Annotated in this window: 18 protein-coding genes; 14 read left to right on the top strand and 4 right to left on the bottom strand. The window is 69.8% G+C overall.

Features of this window, described 5'->3' with window-relative positions; genetic code table 11:
- Positions 1-89 precede the first annotated feature (89 nt).
- The 3 genes from trxA to ACFOES_RS14585 all read left to right on the top strand — a co-directional run bounded on the left by trxA (position 90) and on the right by ACFOES_RS14585 (position 1,947).
- Positions 90-1,013, top strand: a complete 924-nt coding sequence (gene trxA, locus ACFOES_RS14595) for a thioredoxin (protein ID WP_377834041.1) — start codon at positions 90-92, stop codon at positions 1,011-1,013.
- Between the two features lie 89 nt (positions 1,014-1,102).
- The gene (locus tag ACFOES_RS14590) at positions 1,103-1,747 is read left to right on the top strand and encodes an LON peptidase substrate-binding domain-containing protein (RefSeq protein WP_377834040.1); all 645 of its coding nucleotides are present in this window, start codon (positions 1,103-1,105) and stop codon (positions 1,745-1,747) included.
- Entirely contained in the window at positions 1,744-1,947 is a 204-nt protein-coding gene (locus tag ACFOES_RS14585) for a Trm112 family protein (protein WP_377834039.1), read from the top strand. The genes ACFOES_RS14590 and ACFOES_RS14585 overlap by 4 nt, the downstream gene beginning before the upstream one ends.
- Positions 1,948-2,100: 153 nt before the next feature.
- Here ACFOES_RS14585 and ACFOES_RS14580 read toward each other — a convergent pair whose 3' ends face one another.
- A complete protein-coding gene (locus tag ACFOES_RS14580) occupies positions 2,101-3,876 on the bottom strand; it encodes a serine protease (RefSeq protein ID WP_377834038.1) in 1,776 nt (591 codons plus the stop codon).
- 253 nt (positions 3,877-4,129) lie between these two features.
- Between ACFOES_RS14580 and ACFOES_RS14575 the strand changes: the two genes are divergently transcribed.
- The 8 genes from ACFOES_RS14575 to glmM all read left to right on the top strand — a co-directional run bounded on the left by ACFOES_RS14575 (position 4,130) and on the right by glmM (position 15,009).
- Complete coding sequence (locus tag ACFOES_RS14575) at positions 4,130-5,056, top strand: glycine--tRNA ligase subunit alpha (protein WP_377834037.1); 927 nt, start codon at positions 4,130-4,132, stop codon at positions 5,054-5,056.
- A gap of 13 nt (positions 5,057-5,069) precedes the next feature.
- A complete protein-coding gene (locus ACFOES_RS14570) occupies positions 5,070-5,600 on the top strand; it encodes a DUF6446 family protein (RefSeq protein WP_377834036.1) in 531 nt (176 codons plus the stop codon).
- Complete coding sequence (gene glyS, locus ACFOES_RS14565) at positions 5,600-7,855, top strand: glycine--tRNA ligase subunit beta (RefSeq protein ID WP_377834035.1); 2,256 nt, start codon at positions 5,600-5,602, stop codon at positions 7,853-7,855. The genes ACFOES_RS14570 and glyS overlap by 1 nt, the downstream gene beginning before the upstream one ends.
- A 94-nt stretch (positions 7,856-7,949) precedes the next feature.
- Positions 7,950-10,529: a pyruvate, phosphate dikinase gene (gene ppdK / locus ACFOES_RS14560; RefSeq protein WP_377834034.1), complete on the top strand. Its 2,580-nt coding sequence runs from the start codon at positions 7,950-7,952 to the stop codon at positions 10,527-10,529.
- Positions 10,530-10,736: 207 nt separating this feature from the next.
- Complete coding sequence (locus ACFOES_RS14555; RefSeq protein ID WP_377834033.1) at positions 10,737-11,450, top strand: cell wall hydrolase; 714 nt, start codon at positions 10,737-10,739, stop codon at positions 11,448-11,450.
- Positions 11,451-11,569: 119 nt separating this feature from the next.
- Entirely contained in the window at positions 11,570-12,490 is a 921-nt protein-coding gene (locus ACFOES_RS14550) for a dihydroneopterin aldolase (protein WP_377834032.1), read from the top strand.
- A 155-nt stretch (positions 12,491-12,645) separates the two neighbouring features.
- Complete coding sequence (gene folP, locus ACFOES_RS14545) at positions 12,646-13,659, top strand: dihydropteroate synthase (protein ID WP_377834031.1); 1,014 nt, start codon at positions 12,646-12,648, stop codon at positions 13,657-13,659.
- Positions 13,660-13,665: 6 nt separating this feature from the next.
- Positions 13,666-15,009 carry a phosphoglucosamine mutase gene (gene glmM / locus ACFOES_RS14540; protein ID WP_377834030.1) on the top strand — a complete coding sequence of 448 codons (1,344 nt, stop codon included), beginning with the start codon at positions 13,666-13,668 and terminating at the stop codon, positions 15,007-15,009.
- Between the two features lie 120 nt (positions 15,010-15,129).
- Here glmM and ACFOES_RS14535 read toward each other — a convergent pair whose 3' ends face one another.
- A complete protein-coding gene (locus tag ACFOES_RS14535; protein ID WP_377834029.1) occupies positions 15,130-16,032 on the bottom strand; it encodes a DMT family transporter in 903 nt (300 codons plus the stop codon).
- Positions 16,033-16,203: 171 nt separating this feature from the next.
- Entirely contained in the window at positions 16,204-17,226 is a 1,023-nt protein-coding gene (gene ilvC, locus ACFOES_RS14530; protein WP_377834028.1) for a ketol-acid reductoisomerase, read from the bottom strand.
- A 137-nt stretch (positions 17,227-17,363) separates the two neighbouring features.
- On the opposite strand from ilvC, the gene ACFOES_RS14525 reads away from it, so the two are divergent.
- The 3 genes from ACFOES_RS14525 to ACFOES_RS14515 all read left to right on the top strand — a co-directional run bounded on the left by ACFOES_RS14525 (position 17,364) and on the right by ACFOES_RS14515 (position 19,524).
- Positions 17,364-17,822 carry an Lrp/AsnC family transcriptional regulator gene (locus ACFOES_RS14525; protein WP_377834027.1) on the top strand — a complete coding sequence of 153 codons (459 nt, stop codon included), beginning with the start codon at positions 17,364-17,366 and terminating at the stop codon, positions 17,820-17,822.
- Entirely contained in the window at positions 17,819-18,277 is a 459-nt protein-coding gene (locus tag ACFOES_RS14520) for an Lrp/AsnC family transcriptional regulator (RefSeq protein WP_377834026.1), read from the top strand. Before ACFOES_RS14525 ends, ACFOES_RS14520 begins: the two co-directional genes overlap by 4 nt.
- Positions 18,278-18,396: 119 nt before the next feature.
- Positions 18,397-19,524, top strand: coding sequence for an aminotransferase class V-fold PLP-dependent enzyme (locus tag ACFOES_RS14515; RefSeq protein WP_377834025.1), 1,128 nt, complete (start codon positions 18,397-18,399; stop codon positions 19,522-19,524).
- Positions 19,525-19,593: 69 nt separating this feature from the next.
- Here the strand turns inward: ACFOES_RS14515 and ACFOES_RS14510 are convergent, their stop codons facing one another.
- A complete protein-coding gene (locus tag ACFOES_RS14510; protein ID WP_377834024.1) occupies positions 19,594-20,793 on the bottom strand; it encodes a UbiH/UbiF family hydroxylase in 1,200 nt (399 codons plus the stop codon).
- Positions 20,794-20,832 lie beyond the last annotated feature (39 nt).

Below are 20,832 nucleotides of genomic sequence, written 5' to 3'. Positions count from 1 at the left end.
GAATCCCGCCCTGCGCGGCTGAATCCCCTTGGCCTTTGGCGCCTGCGGGCACATATAGGGCGCAACGGACGATCTGAAGGGAGAGCGAGATGCTCGAGTTTGGCACGAACGGACAGGCCGGCGCCGCGCCGGCGGGGGATCTGATCAAGGACGGCTCGGAAGCCACCTTCGTGGCCGATGTCGTCGAAGCCTCGAAAGAGGTGCCGGTGATCGTCGATTTCTGGGCGCCGTGGTGCGGGCCGTGCAAGGCACTGGGGCCGGCGCTGGAGAAGGCGGTCACCGAGGCCGGCGGCAAGGTGCGCATGGTCAAGGTCAATGTCGACGAGAACCAGATGATCGCGTCGCAGCTGCGCATCCAGTCGATCCCGACGGTCTATGCCTTCTATGACGGCAAGCCGGTCGATGGGTTCCAGGGCGCGCTGCCGCCGGGCGAGATCAAGACCTTCATCGACCGGGTCGTCGCCGCGGGCGGCGGCGAGGCCGGCGGCGGGCTGGAAGAGGCGATCGAGGCGGCCGAGCAGATGCTGGCCGAGGGCGCCGCGGCGGATGCCGCCGAGACCTTCGCCGCGATCCTCGGCGAGGATCCGATGAACGCCGCCGCGCTGGGCGGTCTGGCGCGGGCGCATCTGGCGCTGGACAATGTCGACCAGGCCGAGGCGCTGGTCGCCAACGCCCCGGCCGAGATCGCCGAGGCCAAGGAAATCGAGGCGGCGAAGGCCCAGATCGCGCTGGCCCGGCAAGCCGCCGCGGCCGGTCCGGTCGACAAGCTGCGCGCCGCCGTCGAGGCCAACGCGGAGGATCACCAGGCGCGCTACGACCTGGCCCAGGCGCTCTATGCCGGCGGTCAGGTCGAAGAGGCGGTCGACGAGCTGCTCGAGCTGTTCCGCCGCGACCGCGAGTGGAACGACGGCGCGGCCAAGGCGCAGCTCTTCACCATCTTCGACGCGCTCAAGCCGCAGGACCCGATCGTGCTCAAGGGCCGGCGCCGGCTGTCGTCGATGATCTTCGCCTGATCGTCGCCGGTGGTCGGCCCCGGGGTCGAAAGCCGGGGCCGCGGCACCGGGAGGGTGGAATTCATGGGGGCGCATCCTAGCTCATGGGCATGAAGAAGATCGCCGACCTGCCGGATGTGATTCCCATCTTCCCGCTTTCCGGGGCGCTGATGCTGCCCCGTGCCCGTCTGCCGCTGCATATCTTCGAGCCGCGCTACCTGGCGATGCTGGACGATGTGCTCAAGACCGAGCACCGGCTGATCGGCATGGTCCAGCCCTGCGAGGTGCCGGAGGCCTGCGAGGGCCGGTTGCACGCGATCGGCTGCGCCGGGCGGCTGACGGCCTTTTCCGAGACCGAGGACGGCCGCTACATGATCACCCTGACCGGGTTGGCGCGGTTCCGGCTGCGGCGCGAGGTGGCGGGCTTCACGCCCTATCGGCGGAGCGAGGTCGACTGGTCCTGCTTCGGCCGCGACCTGGGGCCGTCCGAGACCGATCCGGGCTTCTGCCGCGACGCCTTTCTCGACCTGCTCGGGCGCTATTTCGAGGCGATGGACCTGGCGACCGACTGGGGCAGCCTGCATGACGCCGACGAGGAATTGCTGATCAACTCGCTGTCGATGCTGTGCCCGTTCGATCCCGAGGACAAGCAGGCGCTGCTCGAGGCGCCGTCGCTGCCGACCCGGCGCGAGACGCTGGTGACGCTGATCGAGTTCGCCCTGCGCGGCGGCGGCAACGAGGAGATGATGCAATGAGCGAAACGCGACAGGGCGGGACGGGGCAGGCGGTGTTCGACCGCCGCATGCTGGAGGCGCTGGTCTGCCCGGTGACCCAGGCGACGCTGAGCTACGATGCCGAGCGCCAGGAACTGGTGTCGAAGGCGGCCCACCTGGCCTTCCCGATCCGCGGCGGCATCCCGATCATGCTGGTCAGCGAGGCGCGCGAGCTGGACTGAGGCGGTCCGCGGGGCCTGCAAGAGAGCGGCACGTGGAGGGGCCTTGCCGGCTTCGTCGCGGCCGGAATCGAGGCCCCGATCGGGCCTGGCCCCGACCAAGGAGAAGAAAAGGGGCGCCGGATGGCGCCCCTTTCTCGTTTCCATGCCGCCGGTTCACTTCCAGCAGGAGACCAGCACGGTCATGTTGCGGCCCAGCCGCGACAGGTCCTCGGGCGCCATCAGGCCGATGCTGTCGGCCGGCGAGGTGGTCACGCCCGCCGCCGACAGGGCGTCCTCGATCTGGGCCGCTCCGGTGGCGAAGCTGACATCCTCGGGCAGGTCGCGGCCGCTGTCGGCCGGGCGCGGGCGCAGCATGCCCAGCACCGCGCCGCTGCGGTCCAGCACCGGCCCGCCGGCATCGCCGGGCAGGGCGCGCAGGCTCAGCCGGCGCAGCGCCGTTTCGCCGTTCAGCCCGGTCATCGCCGCCAGCGACCCGAAGGTGACCGCCGGCGCGTCCAGCACGCCGCCATAGGAATAGCCGGCCACCGCGATTTCCGAGGCCGGGCGCTGCGAGGCCGGCTCGAACTTGGCGTAGGCCATCGGCGCCAGCGCCGTCTTGGGCGTCAGCACGACGAGGCCGAGGCTGTCATCGCGATAGCTCACCTCGGCGGCGTGACCGGCGCCGACGGTGATCCGGTCGCAGCTTTGCAGCACGTCGGTGGTGGTCAGCACCGTGCCGCGGCCGTCGACGAAGAAGCCCGAGCGGCTGAGCAGCGGCTTGCGCACCTCGAGCCCGGCCAGCAGCTCCTGGCGCTGGGCGGCCGGCACCGGCACCATGGCCGGGTCGAGCGCCTGGTCGCCGAAGGGGCGGAAGCTGGCCTTCATCGCCGCCAGCACCTTCTCCATCTGTTTGTCGCGCTCGGGCGACCAGACCAGCGTGTAGCCCTTGATCAGCCCGTCCCGGGTCTCGGCATAGGTGTAGGAGCGCAGGGTGTCGTTCCGGCCCGAAAGGACGAAGGACCGGTCCTTGAGCTCCCGCGTGCCCTTGATCGGCACGATCGAGAGGGTCTGCATGACGTGGTAGAGCCCGGCCAGGGCGGCGTTGTCGCCCGGCTCGCTGATCAGCAGGGCGCGGACGCCGCTGTCGCCCTTCGAATCGTACTGGGCGAAGGGGGCGTCGTAATGCGCCGGCGACAGCAGCGCCATCGGCAGCGTGATCTCGATTCCGGCCTCCTCGTCGCGCACCGTCTGCAGGCCCAGGGCGGCCTGGGCCTTGCGGTACTTCGTCAGCAGGGCGTCGCGCTGGCGCGTGGTCAGGACGCCGGTCGGCTCATAGCCGGCATAGCTTTGCCAGTCGGCCATCGCGGCGCGGGTGCCGCGGCCGAAGGCGCCGTCGATGGCGGAATCGTAGAAGCCGTCCCATTGCAGGGCGCGCTGGATTTCCTCGCGCTCGCCGCGGGTCAGCTGGGCCTCGCCGCGCCGGGCCTCGGCCGGGGTCTCGCGCGGGGTCTCGGCCGCGGTCTGCAACGGCGTCTCGGCCGTGGCTGCCGGGTCGGCGGCGGGCGGGGCGGCGGCGGGCGGGACGGCGGGATCGGTTGCCGGCGCCTGCGGCTGGGCCGCCCGGGCGCCGACCGGCCAGAACTGGCGGCCGAAATTCGCGCCGTCGGCAACGAAGCTGTCATCGGGGATCAGCCGCTCGCGCCGGAAGCCGCGCAACGCCGTCAGCGCCTCGTCCGGGCCGTAGGGGCCGAGCACGATCGCATACCAGCCCGAGGGCAGGGCGAAGCCGTTCACATTGGCAAAGGCGCCGGCATAGGCGCGGGCGCGTTCCTCGGCCTGCCGCAGATTGGGCTGCGCCTCGATCTGCAGCCAGGCCGTATCCTGTGCGCGGGCGATCGACCCGAAGGCCAGGGCGCAGATCAGCGCGGCCAGGTAAGCAAGCTGTTTCATCAAATGGATCCCGAAAAGCCGTTTGTCTCGCGTCTGTTCGCGACCCTAGCGAGGGCGGATCGGGGATGCACCCCCCAAACCCGGGCAGGTCCACGGCGGCAGGGGGATTTGTCCGCAAGCGTGGCCTTCGGGTTGCAGCCGGGGCCGGCTGCCGTGCCCTCGGGCGGGGGCGCCGTCGCCGCTGCGGCCAAGGGATTGATTGACCCTCCCGCGGCTTGACCCTATTGAGAACGCGCTTTTCGAGAGGTTGGCGATGGCTCAGACAGGTTCCACCCCGCGCAGTTTCCAGGAAATCCTGCTTCGGCTCCAGGGCTATTGGGGCGCGCAGGGCTGCGCCGTGCTGCAACCCTACGACATGGAGGTGGGCGCCGGCACCTTCCACCCGGCCACCACGCTGCGGTCGCTCGGCTCCAAGCCGTGGTCGGCGGCCTATGTCCAGCCCTCGCGGCGGCCGACCGACGGCCGCTACGGCGAGAACCCGAACCGGCTGCAGCACTACTACCAGTTCCAGGTGCTGATCAAACCCAGCCCGCCGAACTTGCAGGCGCTCTACCTCGGCAGCCTCGAGGCGATCGGCATCGACATGGGCCTGCACGACATCCGCTTCGTCGAGGATGACTGGGAGAGCCCGACGCTGGGGGCCTGGGGGCTGGGCTGGGAAGTCTGGTGCGACGGCATGGAAGTCAGCCAGTTCACCTATTTCCAGCAGGTCGGCGGCCATGACTGCAAGCCGGTCTCGGGCGAGCTGACCTACGGGCTCGAACGCCTCGCCATGTACGTGCTCGGCATCGACCACGTCATGGACATGCCGTTCAACGACCCCGACAGCCCGATCCCGCTGAGCTATGGTGACATCTTCCGCCAGACCGAGCAGGAATACAGCCGCTGGAACTTCGACCAGGCGGAAACCGAGATGCTGCTGCGCCATTTCGAGGATGCCGAGGCGGAATGCGAGCGTATCCTGGCGGCCGGCGAGGAGGACAAGGCGGGGCGCAAGATCATCATGGCGCACCCGGCCTACGACCAGTGCATCAAGGCCAGCCACCTGTTTAACCTGCTCGACGCCCGCGGCGTGATCTCGGTCACCGAGCGCCAGGCCTATATCGGCCGGGTCCGGGCGCTGGCGAAGAAATGCGCCGACGCCTTCGTGCTGACCGAAGCCGGCGGCGCGGGGGCATGAACGGGGCCGGCAGATGAATGGCAAGGTGATCGTGACGGGACTTCTGGCAGTGGCGCTGATCGGCGGGGCGGGGCTCTATTACAGCCTCGAATACGCCTATTACGCGCCGGTGCCGGCCGACAGCGCCGAGGCGCGGATCGAGATGACCTCGATCGTCACCGGCAAGCCCGAGATGCTGCCGATCGAGGACTTCCAGGGCATCGACGCCGACACCTCGCCGCTGCGCTACCGCGCCTGCTTCAAGCTGCCGACCTCGATGGCGACGCTGACCGAGAGCTTCGTGATCTACCAGAAGCCGACGCCGCTGGTGGCGCCGACCCAGTTCTCGTGCTTCGATGCCGGCGCCATCGCCGACGCGCTGAAATCAGACAAGGCCGTGGCCTTCCTCGGCCAGAAGAACATCCAGTATGGTATCGACCGCGTGATCGCCGTCTTCGACGACGGCCGCGCCTATGCCTGGAACCAGATGAATCACTGTGGCGAGGTCGTCTATAACGGCGAGCCCGCGCCCAAGGGCTGCCCGCCCCCGCCGGAGACCAACTGATGCCCGATCTGCTGCTCGAACTGTTTTCCGAGGAAATCCCGGCGCGGATGCAGCCGCGCGCCCGCGAAGACCTCAAGCGCCTGGTCACCGACGGCCTGGTCGAGGCCGGGCTGACCTATGAATCCGCCGGCGTCTTCTCGACCCCGCGCCGCCTGACCCTGACCCTGACCGGGCTGAGCGCCGAAAGCCCGACCCTGCGCGAGGAGCGCAAGGGCCCGCGCACCGACGCGCCGGAAAAGGCGATCGAGGGCTTCCTGCGCGCCACCGGGCTGAGCCGCGAGCAACTGGAGACCCGCGCCGACAAGAAGGGCGAGGTGTTCTTCGCCACCGTCACCAAGCCGGGCCGCCCCGCCGCCGAGATCGCCGCCGAGGTGGTCGAGAAGACGATCCGCAGCTTCCCCTGGCCCAAGTCGATGCGCTGGGGCGCGGGGGCGCTGCGCTGGGTCCGGCCGCTGCATTCGATCCTCTGCCTCCTGATCACCGAATCGGGGGCCGAAGTGGTGCCCGTCGAGGTCGACGGCATCCAGGTCGGCGACAGCACCGAGGGCCACCGCTTCATGGCGCCGGCCCGGTTCTCAGTCACCGGCTTCGACGATTACGCCGCCAAGCTGAAGGCGGCCCATGTCATGCTCGACCCGGCCGAACGGGCCGAGCATATCTGGCATGACGCCACCAACCAGGCCTTCGCGCAGGGCCTTGAGGTGGTCGAGGACAAGGGCCTCCTGGAAGAGATCGCCGGGCTGGTCGAATGGCCGGTGGTGCTGATGGGCCCGATCGGCGAAGAGTTCCTCGGCCTGCCGCCGGAGGTGCTCCAGACCTCGATGAAGGAGCACCAGAAGTTCTTCTCGGTGCGCAATTCCAAGACCGGGCGGATCGAGAAATTCGTCACCGTCGCCAACCGCGAGACCGCCGATCACGGCGCCACCATCCTCGCCGGCAACCGCAAGGTGCTGGCGGCGCGGCTGTCCGACGCCCGCTTCTTCTGGGAAAACGACCTGCGCCGGGTCAAGACCGTCGGCATGGAGGGCATGGCCGCGGGCCTGAGCCACGTCACCTTCCACAACAAGCTGGGCAGCCAGGCCGACCGGATCAAGCGGATCGAGGCGCTGGCGCGCGAGGTCGCGCCCTTCGCCGGCGCCGCGCCCGACCTTGCCGCCCAGGCCGCCCGCATCGCCAAGGCCGACCTGCAATCGGAAATGGTCGGCGAGTTCCCCGAGCTGCAGGGCATCATGGGCGGCTACTACGCCCGCGCCGAGGGCCTGCCCGATGCCGTCGCCGAGGCCTGCGCCGCCCATTACCGGCCGCTCGGCCCCTCCGACGCGGTGCCGACCGCGCCGGTCGCCGTTGCCGTGGCGCTGGCCGACAAGCTCGACACCCTGGCCGGGTTCTGGGCCATCGACGAAAAGCCGACCGGCTCGAAGGATCCGTTCGCGCTGCGCCGCGCCGCGCTGGGCATCATCCGGCTGGCCCTGACCAACGAGCTGCGCCTGCCGCTGCGCCGCTTCATCGACACGCAGCTGCTCAAGCACGAGATTGCCGACAACCTCGACAGTGCCGAGGAGCGCGAGATCTACTTCCTGCACGAGATCGTCGACGACATCGCCGAGCGCGGCGTCTTCGGCGCCGCCTTCCATGCCGTGGTCGACAAGCTCAGGGGCAAGGAGCAGGCGATCGAGATCCACGAGGGCAGCTGGCTCGACGAGCTGCGCGGCCGCCTGCCCGAGACCGCCGAGGACCTGCTGGCCTTCTTCCACGACCGGCTCAAGGTCTACCTGCGCGATGCCGGCATCCGCCACGACGTCATCGACGCCTGCCTGGCGCTGCCGGGCAATGACGACCTGACCCTGCTGGTCAAGCGGGCCCGGGCGCTGGCCGGTTTCCTCGAGACCGACGACGGCGAGAACCTGCTGCAGGGCTTCAAGCGCGCCAACAACATCCTGATCCAGGCGGAAGAGAAGGATGGGGTCGAATACCGCTTCGGCGCCGAGCCCAAATTCGCCGAGGACGAGACGGAAAAGGCGCTCTTCGCCGCGCTCGACGCCGCCGACCTCGCCATCGCCCCGGCGATGACGCGCGAGGATTTCGAAGGCGCGATGGCGGCGATGGCCGGGCTGCGGGCCCCGATCGACGCCTTCTTCGAGGCGGTGCAGGTCAACAGCGACAACCCGGTTGTGCGCCGCAACCGGCTCAACCTGCTCAACCGCATCCGCGCCACCTGCCTGCAGGTCGCCGACCTGACCCGCGTCGAGGGCTGATCCCCCTCTCCGCCCATTCTGGCGGGGCGCAATGCGCTCGGGCGCGGGAGCGGCCCCGCGCCGCCCCACGCTTGCGCGGGTCGATCAGCGGAGTATGCTGCGCAGGACCGCGAAAGGCGCCGCAGTGCAGAAACACACCAACTTCCCCGCGTTCTCCGAGATCGCCCCGACGGCGCCGATCGCCCGCGAAAGCCATGGCTGGCGGGCCAAGTGCCTGCAACGTCTGGTCCGGCTCGAGATCCCGGTGCCGCGCAGCGTCGCGCTGTCCTTCTCCGCCGTGCGCGCCATCGCTGCCGGCCAGCCGGTCGACGCCCGGGCGATCCTGTCGCCTTTCGGCCCGGCGCCGCTGATCTCGGTCCGGCCGTCCTCGGAAGATCCCGATTGGGGCGGGCCCGGGACGATCCTGAACATCGGCATGAACGATGCCCGCCACGCCGCGCTGGTCGAAAGCCACGGCGCCGAGGCGGCGACGACGCTCTACCTGCGCTTCGTCCAGGCCTATGCCACCCATGTCGCCCGGCTCGATCCCGACGCCTTCGCCGCCGACAAGCCCTCGGCGGAGGCGTTGCAGGCGGCGCTGGCGACCTATGAAGCCGAGATGGAAGAGCCGTTCCCGCAGGACCCGGCGGAACAGCTGACCGGCGTGCTGGGCTCGATGGCGCGGGCCTGGGAAGGGACCACGGCGCGGCTGCTGCGCCAGGCCAAGGGGGCGCCGGCGGATGCCGGGCTCGGGCTGGTGGTGCAGCAGATGGCGCTGGGCATCGGCCGCGGGCAATGCGGCTCGGGCGTGATCCAGTTCGTCGACCCGGTGACGGGCCAGCCGCAGGTGACCGGCCGTTACCTCGGCCAGAGCCAGGGCCGCGACGCGCTGGCCGATCCCGAGGCGGCGATCTACCTGACCCGCGACCCGCGCGGACTGTCGCTGGAGGAGGTCGCGCCCGAGATCTTCGCCGACCTGATCCGCTTCGGCGAGGCCTGCCGCCACCGCCTGCGCGAGGAGATGCAGATCGAGTTTACGGTCGATTCCGGCGCGCTGCATGTGCTCGACGCGGTCAAAGTAGCGCGCTCGTCCCGGGCTGCCGTCCGGATCGCGGTGGCGCTGGCGCAGGACGGCATCATCAGCCATGACGAGGCGGTGCTGCGGGTCGAGCCGCGGGCGCTGTCGGAACTGCTCCATCCGCAGGTCGATCCGCGCGCCCCGCGCGACCGTTTCGCCCGCGGCATCGCCGCCAGCCCGGGCGCGGCGCAGGGCCGGATCGTGTTTTCCTCGACCGCCGCCCAGGCCTGTGCCGCGCGCGGCGAGCCCTGCATCCTGGTGCGGCGCGAGACCGCGCCCGAGGACATCCGCGGCATGCATGCCGCCGCCGGCGTGCTGACCGAGCGCGGCGGCATCACCAGCCATGCCGCGGTGATCGCCCGCGGCCTCGGCCTGCCCTGCGTCGTCGGCGCCTCGGACATCACCCTCAATGCCCGCGACAAGCTGCTCAAGACGACCGATGGCCGGAGCTTCCGCGAGGGCGACCTGATCACCGTCGACGGCACCCGCGGCGAGGCCCTGGTCGGTGCCGCCGAGATGCTGGAGCCGGCGCTGGACGACGCCTTCCGGGCGCTGCTGCACTGGGCCGACGCGGCGCGCGACATCGGCATCCGCGCCAATGCCGACACCCCGGCCGACGCCACCACCGCGCGGATGTTCGCCGCCGAGGGCATCGGCCTGTGCCGGACCGAGCACATGTTCTTCGAGGAAGGCCGGCTGACGGTGATGCGCGAGATGATCTTCGCCGACAGCGCCAAGGACCGGGCCGCCGCGCTCGACCGGCTGCTACCGATGCAGCGCGAGGATTTCGTCCGCCTGTTCGAGATCATGGCCGGCCTGCCGGTCTGCATCCGGCTGTTCGACCCGCCGCTGCACGAATTCCTGCCCCACAGCCGCGAGGGCATGCGCGAACTGGCCGAGGCGCTGGACAAGCCGCTCTCCGACGTCACCCGCCGGGTCGAGGCACTGAGCGAGTTCAACCCGATGCTGGGCATGCGCGGCGTGCGGCTGGGGATCACCGTGCCGGAAATCTACGAGATGCAGGCCCGCGCCATCTTCGAAGCCACGATCGAGGTCGGCCGCAAGGGCGAAACGGTGGTGCCCGAGATCATGATCCCGCTGGTCTCGGCCAAGCGCGAGGTCGAGATGGTCAAGACCCGGATCGACGCCGTCGCGGCGGCGGTGCGGACCGAGGTCGGGCTGGGCTTCGACTACCGGCTCGGCGTCATGGTCGAGACCCCGCGCGCGGCGCTGCGGGCGGGCGAGATCGCCCAGCATTCCGCCTTCCTCTCCTTCGGCACCAACGATCTGACCCAGATGACCTACGGGCTGTCGCGCGACGATGCCGGCCGCTTCATGAACGCCTATGTCCAGCAGGGCGTCTTCCCCGAGGACCCGTTCCATGTCCTCGATGTCGAGGGGGTTGGCGAGCTGTTGATGATGGGGGTCGAGCGCGGTCGCAAGGTGCGGCCGAATCTCACCCTGTCGATCTGCGGCGAACATGCCGGGAATCCCGAATCTATCGCCTTCTGCCGCTCGGCCGGATTCGACTATGTTTCCTGCTCGCCCTTCCGGGTGCCGGTGGCTCGGCTGGCCGCCGCTCATCTGGCGCTGAAGGAACGGCGGCAGGATAGGTAACACTTTTATTACAGCATCTTACGCCGAAACGGGTGCCGTCTCTCGCGCTGATTCCGGTCCTGGAATGGGCTGATTCCATCTTCGGGAAGGGCGTCGAGATGTTGCAAAAATGACGCAGGGGTAGACCTTTCTTGGGAATTCGGCTAGAGCAGCCGCTGGTTGTTGCCTGGGGGCGCGGCCGGTGAAACGAGGCCGGGAACGGATATCATGCGCATGGTTATGGCATGGGCACGCAGCGCGGTGTTGCTGGTGGCCCTGAGCACAGCGGCTGTTGCCGACGTGTCGGTCAGCCAGTCGAACGATCCGACGGCGTCGGTCGACACCCGGCTGTCGCTGCTTCTGGGGCAGGAGCGGACCGCCTTCACCGCGATCTCGCCCGACCGGCTCGAGCAACTTTTGGCGCCGCCGCCGCGGCAGACCCGCAAGGCCGGCGAGATCGCCGACCCCGACCACATCAAGTACAGCGAATCCTGGCTCGCCTCCCTGCCCAAGGCCAAGGGCGGCGAACAGTGGAGCTGCCTGGCCGAGGCGCTGTATTTCGAGGCGCGCGGCGAATCCGTGAAAGGCGAATTCGCGGTCGGCGAGGTGATCCTCAACCGCGTCGACTCTGCCCGCTTCCCCGACAATGTCTGCGCCGTGGTCAACCAGGGAACCGGGCGTCGCAACGCCTGCCAGTTCTCCTTCACCTGTGACGGCCGGCCCGAGGTGGTGCACGAACCCGCCGCCTACGAACAGGCCGGCAAGATCGCCCGGCTGCTGCTGGACGGCGCGCCGCGCAAGGTGACCGACGGGGCGACCTATTTCCACACCCGCTCGGTCCATCCGCGCTGGTCGCGCCGGTTCACCCGCACGGCCATCATCGGCGCCCATGTCTTCTACCGCCGGCCCGAGCCCAAGCCGACGCAGGTCGCCGCGAATTGACGGGCATGCCCGGCCCGGGGTCGCTTGCGGGTCGCGGCGTGACGCCTTCGGGCGCTTAGAGTTGAGTGCAGGCGCTAGGGTCGGGCGCGATTCCCGCCCCCGACTGCCCCGGAGCTGCCATGACCACCGATATCCGCCTCGCCTTCGCCCACCCGGAAGCCCGGGCCGAGGCCACCGCCAGCGCCGATCCGCGCGACCGCATCAGCCTGCGCGACCATGTCGTCGAGGTCGAGATCGGCGCCTTCCAGGCCGAGCGCGGAGTCACGCAGCGGGTCTGCTTCAACGTCGTGGTCGAGATCCGGCCGCATCCGGCGCCGCTCGACGACGATGTCGACCGCATCCTGTCCTATGACAAGATCACCGAGGCGATCGCGGCCGAGCTGGCGGCCGAGCGGCTCAACCTGCTCGAAACCCTGGCCGAGCGGGTGGCCGAGCGCATCCTGGCCGAGCCGCAGGCGATGCGGGTCTTCGTCCGGATCGAGAAGCTCGACCGTGGCCCCGGCGCGCTCGGGGTCGAGATCGTGCGCTCGCGCGCCGCGGTGCCACTGCGCGCGGTTCAGGATGACGGCAGCGAAGCGGCGCTGCACCCGCTGGTGGTCTATCTCGACAATGCCGCGATCGCGGCGCCCGACCTGTCGGCGCGGCTCGACCAGTGGGAGGCCGGCGGCCGGCCGCTGATCCTGGCCGTCGGCCTGCCCGAAGGCCCGCGCCCGGTCTCGCAGGTCAAGCCGGCGCAGCGCCGGATCGACCTCTTGGCGATCGAGCAGAACGCCTGGGTGCTGGCCGGCCGCGACCCGCGTTGCGTGGTGGTGGCCAGCCGGACCGAGATCGACTGGGCGATGAACCACGGCCAGACGATCGTCTGGGCGCCGTCCAAGCTGGTGCTGGACGCGGTCGACGGTCCCGGCGCGCCAGCCGACAACGCGGTGGCGCTGGCGCTGTGGCTGGCCGAGCTGCTGGCCGCCGAGCGGCTGATCGTTCACGGCGATGTTTCGGTTCCGGCGGGAAGTCGCGTGCCGGTTGAGCGGTTGGCCGGCTGAGGCTTGCCAAGCGGCCGGGGCGGGCCTAATCCCGTGCCCAGCCTTCCGGCCGGGGGCGCGGGCGATGCCCGAGGCGGCCTCCGGCGGGGATATTTATTTGAAGATGAAAGCGCGGCGGCGACCTTGCCCGCGCGAGGGGAGCCGGCAGCGGCAGGATGCAGTATTTCCGACCGATCGCGATGACCGATGCGGCCCGGCCCGAGGGGGCGTTGCCGCTGGCGGGGGGCTGGTGCTGGTTCGACCGGGTCGAGGTGATCGCGCGCGGGCAGGCCCCCCGGCTGATCGCGGCGCAGGATCTGCCCGCCGAGGTCCGGCAGCGGCTGACGGCGCCGCGCGCGCCGGTCTGCGGGCTGGCGATGGACGCGCCGCGGATCATGGGCATCCTCAACGTCACCCCCGACAGTTTCTCCGACGGCGGTCGCTTCGATGCGCCGGAGACGGCGCTGGCCCATGCAAGGGCGATGCGCGCGGCCGGGGCGGAGATCCTCGATATCGGCGGCGAGAGCACGCGGCCGGGCGCGGCCGAGGTGGCGGTGGCGGAGGAGACCGCCCGTACCGCGCCGGTGATCGCGGCGCTGCGGGCGGGCGGCGACAGCGGCGCGATTTCCATCGACACGCGCAAGGCGGCGGTGGCGCAGGCGGCGCTCGAGGCCGGCGCCGACCTGGTCAACGACGTCTCGGGCTTCGACTTCGACCCCGGCATGGCCGGGACGGTGGCGGCGAGTGGCGCGCCGGTCTGCCTGATGCATGCCCAGGGCCGGCCCGAGACGATGCAGGCCGATCCGCGCTATGATGACGTGCTGCTGGATGTCTACGACCATCTCGAGGCGCGGGTGGCGCGGGCCGAGGCGGCGGGGATTGACCGGGCGCGGATCGTCGTCGATCCCGGCATCGGCTTCGGCAAGACCCAGGCCCACAACCTGGCGCTTCTGTGCCGTCTGTCACTGTTTCACGGGCTGGGCTGTGCCATCCTGCTGGGCGTGTCGCGGAAGAAATTCATCGGCACCATCGGCGGCGCCGAGCTGGCCGAAGACCGTGCGCCGGGCTCGATCGCCGTGGCGCTGGCCGGGGTGGCGCAGGGGGTGCAGATCCTGCGCGTCCACGACGTGGCGGAAACCGCCCAGGCGCTGCGCCTGTGGCAGGCAGTGACCTTGAGCGAGAAAGGGTAGGCGAGCATGGTACGGAAACTGTTCGGAACCGACGGCGTTCGCGGCGAGGCCAACAAGTACCCGATGACGGCCGAGCTGGCCCTGCGGCTGGGGGCGGCGGCGGGGCGCTATTTCCGGCGCGAGAACGGCGGCGTCCACCGGGTGGTGATCGGCAAGGATACCCGGCTGTCGGGCTACATGCTGGAGAACGCGCTGACCGCGGGGCTGACCTCGACCGGCATGAACGTGCTGCTGCTGGGGCCGGTGCCGACGCCGGCGGTCGGCTTCCTGACCCGCTCGATGCGCGCCGATCTGGGGGTGATGATCTCGGCCAGCCACAACCCGCATCGCGACAACGGCATCAAGTTCTTCGGCCCGGACGGTTTCAAGCTGTCCGACGCCGCCGAGGCCGAGATCGAGGCAATCCTCGCGGGCGAGATCGTGCCGGCCAGGCCCGAGAATATCGGCCGGGCACGGCGCATCGACGACGGCCGCGGCCGCTACCTGGAATTCGCCAAGACCACCTTCCCGGCCGGGCTGCGGCTGGACGGGCTCAAGGTCGTGGTCGATTGCGCCAACGGCGCCGCCTACCGCGCCGCGCCCGAGGCGCTGTGGGAACTGGGGGCCGACGTGGTCCCGGTCGGCGTCTCGCCTAACGGCTACAACATCAACCAGAATTGCGGCTCGACCCAGCCGGCGACGGCGGCCGAGGCCGTGGTCGCCCACGGCGCCGATGTCGGCATCTGCCTCGACGGCGACGCCGACCGGGTGATCATCCTCGACGAGACCGGCGCGGTGGCCGATGGCGACCAGCTGATGGCGCTGCTGGCGGCGCGCTGGGCCGAGGACGACCGGCTGAACGGCGGCACGCTGGTGGCGACGGTGATGTCGAACCTCGGGCTGGAACGGTTTCTGCAAGAGCGCGGGCTGCGGCTCGAACGGACGCCGGTCGGCGACCGCTATGTCGTCGAGGCGATGCGCCGCGGCGGCTGGAACCTGGGCGGCGAGCAGTCGGGCCATATCGTGATGACCGACTACGCCACCACCGGCGACGGGCTGATCGCCGGGCTGCAGTTCCTGGCCGAGATGGCGCGGACCGGGCAGAAGGCCAGCGCGCTGGTCCGGCAGTTCGAGCGCGTGCCGCAGCTGCTCAAGAACGTGCGCTACGAGCTCGGGGCCGAGCCGCTCAAGGCCGCGCCGGTGCAGGCGGCGATCACCGAAGCCGAGGGGCGGCTGAGCGGTTCGGGGCGACTGCTGATCCGCAAGTCGGGCACGGAGCCGCTGATCCGGGTGATGGCCGAATGCGAGAACGAGGCCCTGATGACCGAGCTGGTCGATAGCATCGTCGCCGCGGTCGAGGCCGAAGGCTGACGGCGGCGGCGCCGAGGGGGCCTTCTGCCCCCTCTTCGCGCCACGGCGCGAATTCACCCCCCGAGGATATTTGCGAGCAGAAAGAAAGCCGGGGTGGTCCGGGGTTTTCCCGGCTGCGGCTCAGGGCCGGCGCCGCCAGGCCGGGGCGCGGCTGATGGCGAGGCCGCCGAGGATCAGCGCGAGGGCGCCGAGGAAGGCGGGCGGCAGTTGTTCCTGCAGCAGCAGGGTGCCGAACAGCACCGACCAGATCGGCACCTGGTAATTGACCTGCGACAGGAAGGACGGGCCCGAGGACTTGATGATCCGGACCAGGATCAGGGTGGCCAGCGCGGTCGGGAACAGACCGAGGTAAAGCGCCGCGCCAAGGGCGGTGGCGCCGGGGGCGGCCGGCATCGGCTCGCCGATCAGGGCCACCGGGGCGATGACGGCGGTGGCGACCAAGAGCGCGGCGGCGCCGAAGCTGATCTGGTTCGATTGCGGCGCCCGCCGGGTGATGATCGAGCCGGTGGCATAGCAGGCGGTGGCGCCGAGGCAGGCGAGGCGGGCCAGCGTCTCGGTCTCGGCACCCGAGGAGGCGAAGGCCTCGGGGCCGATCAGGGTGGCGACGCCGGCAAAGCCGACGAGGAAGCCGATCCCCTTGCGCAGGGTCATCTGCTCACCCGGCACGAAGACATGGGCCAGCGGCAGCACCAAGAGCGGCACCACCGCCATGGTGATGCCGGCAAAGCCCGAGGTCACCGATTGCTGCGCCCAGGCCAGCAGCAGGAAGGGAAAGGCGTTGGAAAACAGCCCCATGCCGATGCAATGCAGCCAGAGCTTGCGCTCCTTCAGCGCCGGCAGCCCGACGCCGAGCGCATAGGCCAGCACGGTCAGGGCAGCGGCGCCGAGGGCGATGCGGATGGCGGCGATCTGGGCCGGGCCGAAGCCGGTCAGCGCCAGCTTCACCCCCATGAAGGAGGCGCCCCAGATCATCCCCAGCAGGGTCAGCAGGGCCCAGTCGGTCAGGTTGCTCGTCCGCGTCATGGCGCAAGCGTTAGCGCCGGGGACAGGCAAGGGCCAGAGGGAAAATTTATGCATGCGAACGAGGCGACGAACTGTCGTTCCCGACTGCCCCGCCCCTCAACGAAAAAAGGGCGCCCCGAGGGGCGCCCGTAGTCGGCCAGAGCCGGCGTACCGGCCTCTGACGGGGGAAGCTCAGTTCTTCGCCTTGTCGACCAGCTTGCCGGCCGAGATCCACGGCATCATCGCGCGCAGCTTCTCGCCGACCTGCTCGATCTGGTGTTCGTCGTTCAGGCGGCGGGTGGCCTTGAAGAAGGGCTGGCCGACCGCGTTCTCCTGCATGAAGTCGCGCACGAACTTGCCGGTCTGGATGTCGCGCAGGACTTCCTTCATCCGGGCCTTGGTCTCGTCGTAGGGCAGGATGCGCGGGCCCGAGACATATTCGCCGTATTCGGCGGTGTTCGAGATCGAGTAGTTCATGTTGGCGATGCCGCCCTCGTAGATCAGGTCGACGATCAGCTTCACCTCGTGCAGGCACTCGAAATAGGCCATCTCCGGCTCGTAGCCAGCCTCGACCAGGGTCTCGAAGCCCATCCGGATCAGCTCGACCAGGCCGCCGCAGAGCACCGCCTGCTCGCCGAACAGGTCGGTTTCGCATTCCTGGCGGAAGTTGGTTTCGATGATGCCCGAGCGGCCGCCGCCGATGGCCGAGCAGTAGGACAGGCCGATTTCCATCGCCTTGCCGCTGGCGTCGTTATGCACCGCCACCAGGCAGGGCACGCCGCCGCCCTTGACGTATTCGCCGCGCACGGTGTGGCCCGGGCCCTTCGGTGCCATCATGATGACGTCGATGCCCGGCTTCGGCTCGATCAGGCCGAAATGGACGTTGAGGCCGTGGGCGAAGGCGATCGCCGAGCCTTCGCGCAGGTTGTCGTGGACGTATTTCTTGTAGGTCTCGGCCTGCAGCTCGTCGGGCATGGTGAACATGATCAGGTCGCACCAGGCGGCGGCCTCGGCGATGCCCATCACCTTGAGCCCCTCGGCCTCGGCCTTGGCCGCCGAGGGCGAGCCTTCACGCAGCGCCACGGCCACGTTCTTGGCGCCCGAGTCGCGCAGGTTCAGGGCGTGGGCGTGGCCCTGCGAGCCGTAGCCCAGGATCGCCACCTTCTTGTCCTTGATCAGGTTGATGTCGCAATCGCGATCGTAATAGACGCGCATCGGAGTTCCTCTCTCGGTCTGGCTGTCTTGATGACATCGAGCATACGGGTTTCCGCCGTAATCCCCGTGCATAATTTGACTGTAATCCAAGTTTATGGAAATTATCATTTCCCAAACTGGCGAATATCGAGATAATCATGCGCATTGACGATACCGACCGGCGTATCCTGCGCCAGCTGATGGCCGAGCCCGAGCTGTCGACGGCCGATCTGGCGGCCCGCGCCGGGGTCACCGCGGCGACCTGCTGGCGGCGGCTGGAGAAGCTGCGCGACCGCGGCATCCTCAAGGGCCAGCAGGCGGTGCTGGACTGGCGTGCGCTGGGCTACGAGGTCGAGGTCTCGCTGCGGCTTACCCTCGACAAGACCCAGCCGCGCGCCTTCGAGGAGTTCATCGCCGCCGCGCGGCTGGTGCCCGAGGTGATCGAGATCCAGACCTTCCTCGGCCAGGTCGACCTGCGGCTCAACCTCGTCGCCCGCGACATGGCCCATTACCAGGAGGTCTATCGCGACCGCATCCTCGCCCTGCCGCATATCGCCGATATCGAGGCGCTGATGCATGTCACCTCGATCAAGGCCAGCGAGGCGCTGCCGCTATGATCGCGCTCGACGATATCGATCGGGCGATGCTGCGGGCGCTGGTCGGGGACGCCACGCTGAGCGCCGGCGAGCTGGGCCGCCGGCTGGGCCTGTCGCAGCCCGCCGCCTGGCGCCGGCTGAAGCGGCTGACCGAGGGCGGCGCGATCCGGGCCCGGCGGGTCGTCGTCGACCGCGAGGCACTGGGCTTTTCGGTGACCGTGTTCCTGGGCGTCAAGCTGGCGACCAAGGGCAAGGTGAGCCTGGAGGATTTCGAGCGCGCGGTGACGGCGATCCCCGAGGTCCAGACGGTGCAATACATTCTCGGCGCCTACGACTACCGGCTGCGGGTGGTGGCGCGCGACCTGAGCGATTTCGAGCGCGTGCTGCGGCGGCGGATCATGACCCTGCCGGGGCTGGGCCAGGTGGATGCCAACGTGCTGCTGTCCGAGGAGCGGCTGCCGGGGCCGATCGGCTAGGGGGCGCCGCCCCGCCGGTTCCGGGCTCCCCGAGCATATTTCGGGACGGAAAATGAAAGGCTGGCCCGGAGGCGGCGGGCGGGCTATCACCTTGGCAAAGCTAGCTGAGGAGAGAAGCCATGCCCGCGCTGCGCCCCGATGTCGATCCGGACGGTCTGCAGGAATTCTCGGTCGTCTTCACCGACCGGTCGCTGAACCACATGTCGGCGAAGTTCCAGCAGGTGATGCGCGACATCTCCTCGATGCTGAAAAAGGTCTACAACGCCGGCTCGGTGGCGCTGGTGCCGGGCGGCGGCACCTACGGCATGGAATCGGTGGCGCGGCAATTCGCCAGCGGCCGCCACGCGCTGGTGGTGCGCAACGGTTTCTTCTCCTACCGCTGGAGCCAGATCCTCGAGATGGGCGGCTTCGCGGCCGAGACCACGGTAATGAAGGCGCGGCCGGCGGGCAACGAACCGCAGGCGCCCTTCGCCCCGGCGCCGATCGCCGATGTCGTCGCCAAGATCCACGATGCCAAGCCCGACGTCGTCTTCGCGCCGCATGTCGAGACGGCGGCGGGGCTGATCCTGCCCGACGATTACCTCAAGGCGCTGGCCCAGGCGACGCATGATGTCGGCGGGCTGTTCGTGCTCGACTGCATCGCCTCGGGCTGCGTCTGGGTCGACATGCAGGCGGTGGGCGTCGACGTGCTGATCTCGGCGCCGCAGAAGGGCTGGTCGTCCTCGCCCTCGGCCGGGCTGGTGATGCTGTCCGACCGGGCGCGGGCGCGGATCGACGGCACCACCTCGTCGAGCTTCGCGCTCGACCTGAAAAAGTGGCTGTCGATCATGGAGACCTACGAGGGCGGCGGCCATGCCTATCACGCCACCATGCCGACCGACGCGCTGGCCGCCTTCCGCGACACCATGGCCGAGACCCGCGATTACGGCTTCAAGCGGCTGAAAGAGGCGCAATGGGCGCTGGGCGACGGGGTGCGGGCGATGCTGGCGGCCAAGGGCGTGCGCTCGGTCGCCGCCGAGGGTTTCGGTGCGCCGGGCGTGGTGGTCAGCTATACCGACGATCCCGAGATCCAGAACGGCCGGAAATTTGCCGAGAAGGGGATGCAGATCGCCGCCGGCGTGCCGCTGCAATGCGACGAGCCCGAGGGCTTCCGGACCTTCCGGATCGGGCTGTTCGGGCTCGACAAGCTCTATGACGTCGAGGGCACGCTGGGACGGCTGAAAGCGGTGGTCGACGAGGTGCTCTGAGGCCCCCGTCACCGCCTTCGGCGCGCCTCGGCACGGACCGACGCGCGCTCGAAGAGGAACGAGGACGGCTCAGTGAACGCCGAGCCCGGCGCGCATCAGCGTCTTGCGCACCGGGGCGACCGAGTAGAGCGCGTTGAGCGCCGTCGCGCGCAGGTCGCGCAACCCGCGCGCGCCCAGCATCGAGGCGCGGTTGAGCGCGTCGATCCCCGTCACCCGGGCCAGCACCTCGGCATGGCGGCGGCGGTGGTAGGTTTCCAGCATCTTGGCGCTACCCATGTTTGACGGATCGGCCTGCGCCAGTTCCAGCAGCACGCGCAGGTCGGCGAGGCTCATGTTCAGCCCCTGGGCGCCGATCGGCGGCACGACATGGGCGGCCTCGGCAATCAGCGCCGTGCGCTGGCCCCACATGCTGTGGGCATACTGGCTGATGATCGGCCAGACCGTGCGCCGGCTGGCCAGGGTCAGCGGCCCGAACAGGTGGCAGGAACGCTCGGACATCGCCGCCTCGAACTCGGCCTCGGGCAGGGCGGCCAGGTGCAGCACCTCGGGCCCGCGCTCCATCCAGACGATGGCGGAGCAGGGCAGCCCGTCGCGGTCGGGCAGCGGCACCAGGGTGAAGGGGCCGCCCGAGCGATGGATCTCGGTCGAGACGTTCATGTGCGGGATCGGGTGGGTGACCGCGAAGGCCAGCGCCTTCTGGCCGTAGCGGATCGTCCGGACATCGATCCCCAGCGCCTCGCGCACCGGAGAGTTGCGGCCGTCCGCGGCGACCAGCAGCCGAGCCGAGACCTGGCTGTCATCCGACAGCGTCACCAGCGCCTCGGCCTCGCGGGTCAGGACCGCGCGGGTCGCGGTGCCGGGGCGGAACGCGACGTTTTCCATCTCGTCCAGCCGCGCCACCATCTCGCGCCGCAGCAGCCAGTTCGGCAGGTTCCAGCCGAAGGGATCGTCGGAGATGTCGGAAGCGTCGAAATCCTTGACGATGCGGGGCTCGGGCAGCTCGCCGCCGGCATCGACGATGCGCATGATCTGCAGCGGCGCGGCATGGGGTTCGAGCCGCTGCCACAGCCCGGCGGCCTCGAGCACCGGGATCGAGGGCTGCAGGAAGGCGGTGGTGCGCAGGTCGGCGCCGGCATCGGCATCCGAGGTGATCGGCGGGGCGGGATCGACGCAGATCACGTCGAAGCCGGCCGCGCCGAAGGCCGCGGCAGCCGTGAGCCCGGCGACGCCGCCGCCCGAAATCAGAACATCGGTGGAAATCCGCTCCATGGGGTCCTCCCTTGCGTGCCCGCAACTTAGTGCGGGCGA

Source organism: Acidimangrovimonas pyrenivorans (assembly GCF_042643245.1).
In the GTDB taxonomy this organism is placed as follows: domain Bacteria; phylum Pseudomonadota; class Alphaproteobacteria; order Rhodobacterales; family Rhodobacteraceae; genus Acidimangrovimonas; species Acidimangrovimonas pyrenivorans.
Note: the sequence above shows the minus strand (reverse complement) of the source record. Positions and strands in the feature narration are given on the sequence as shown.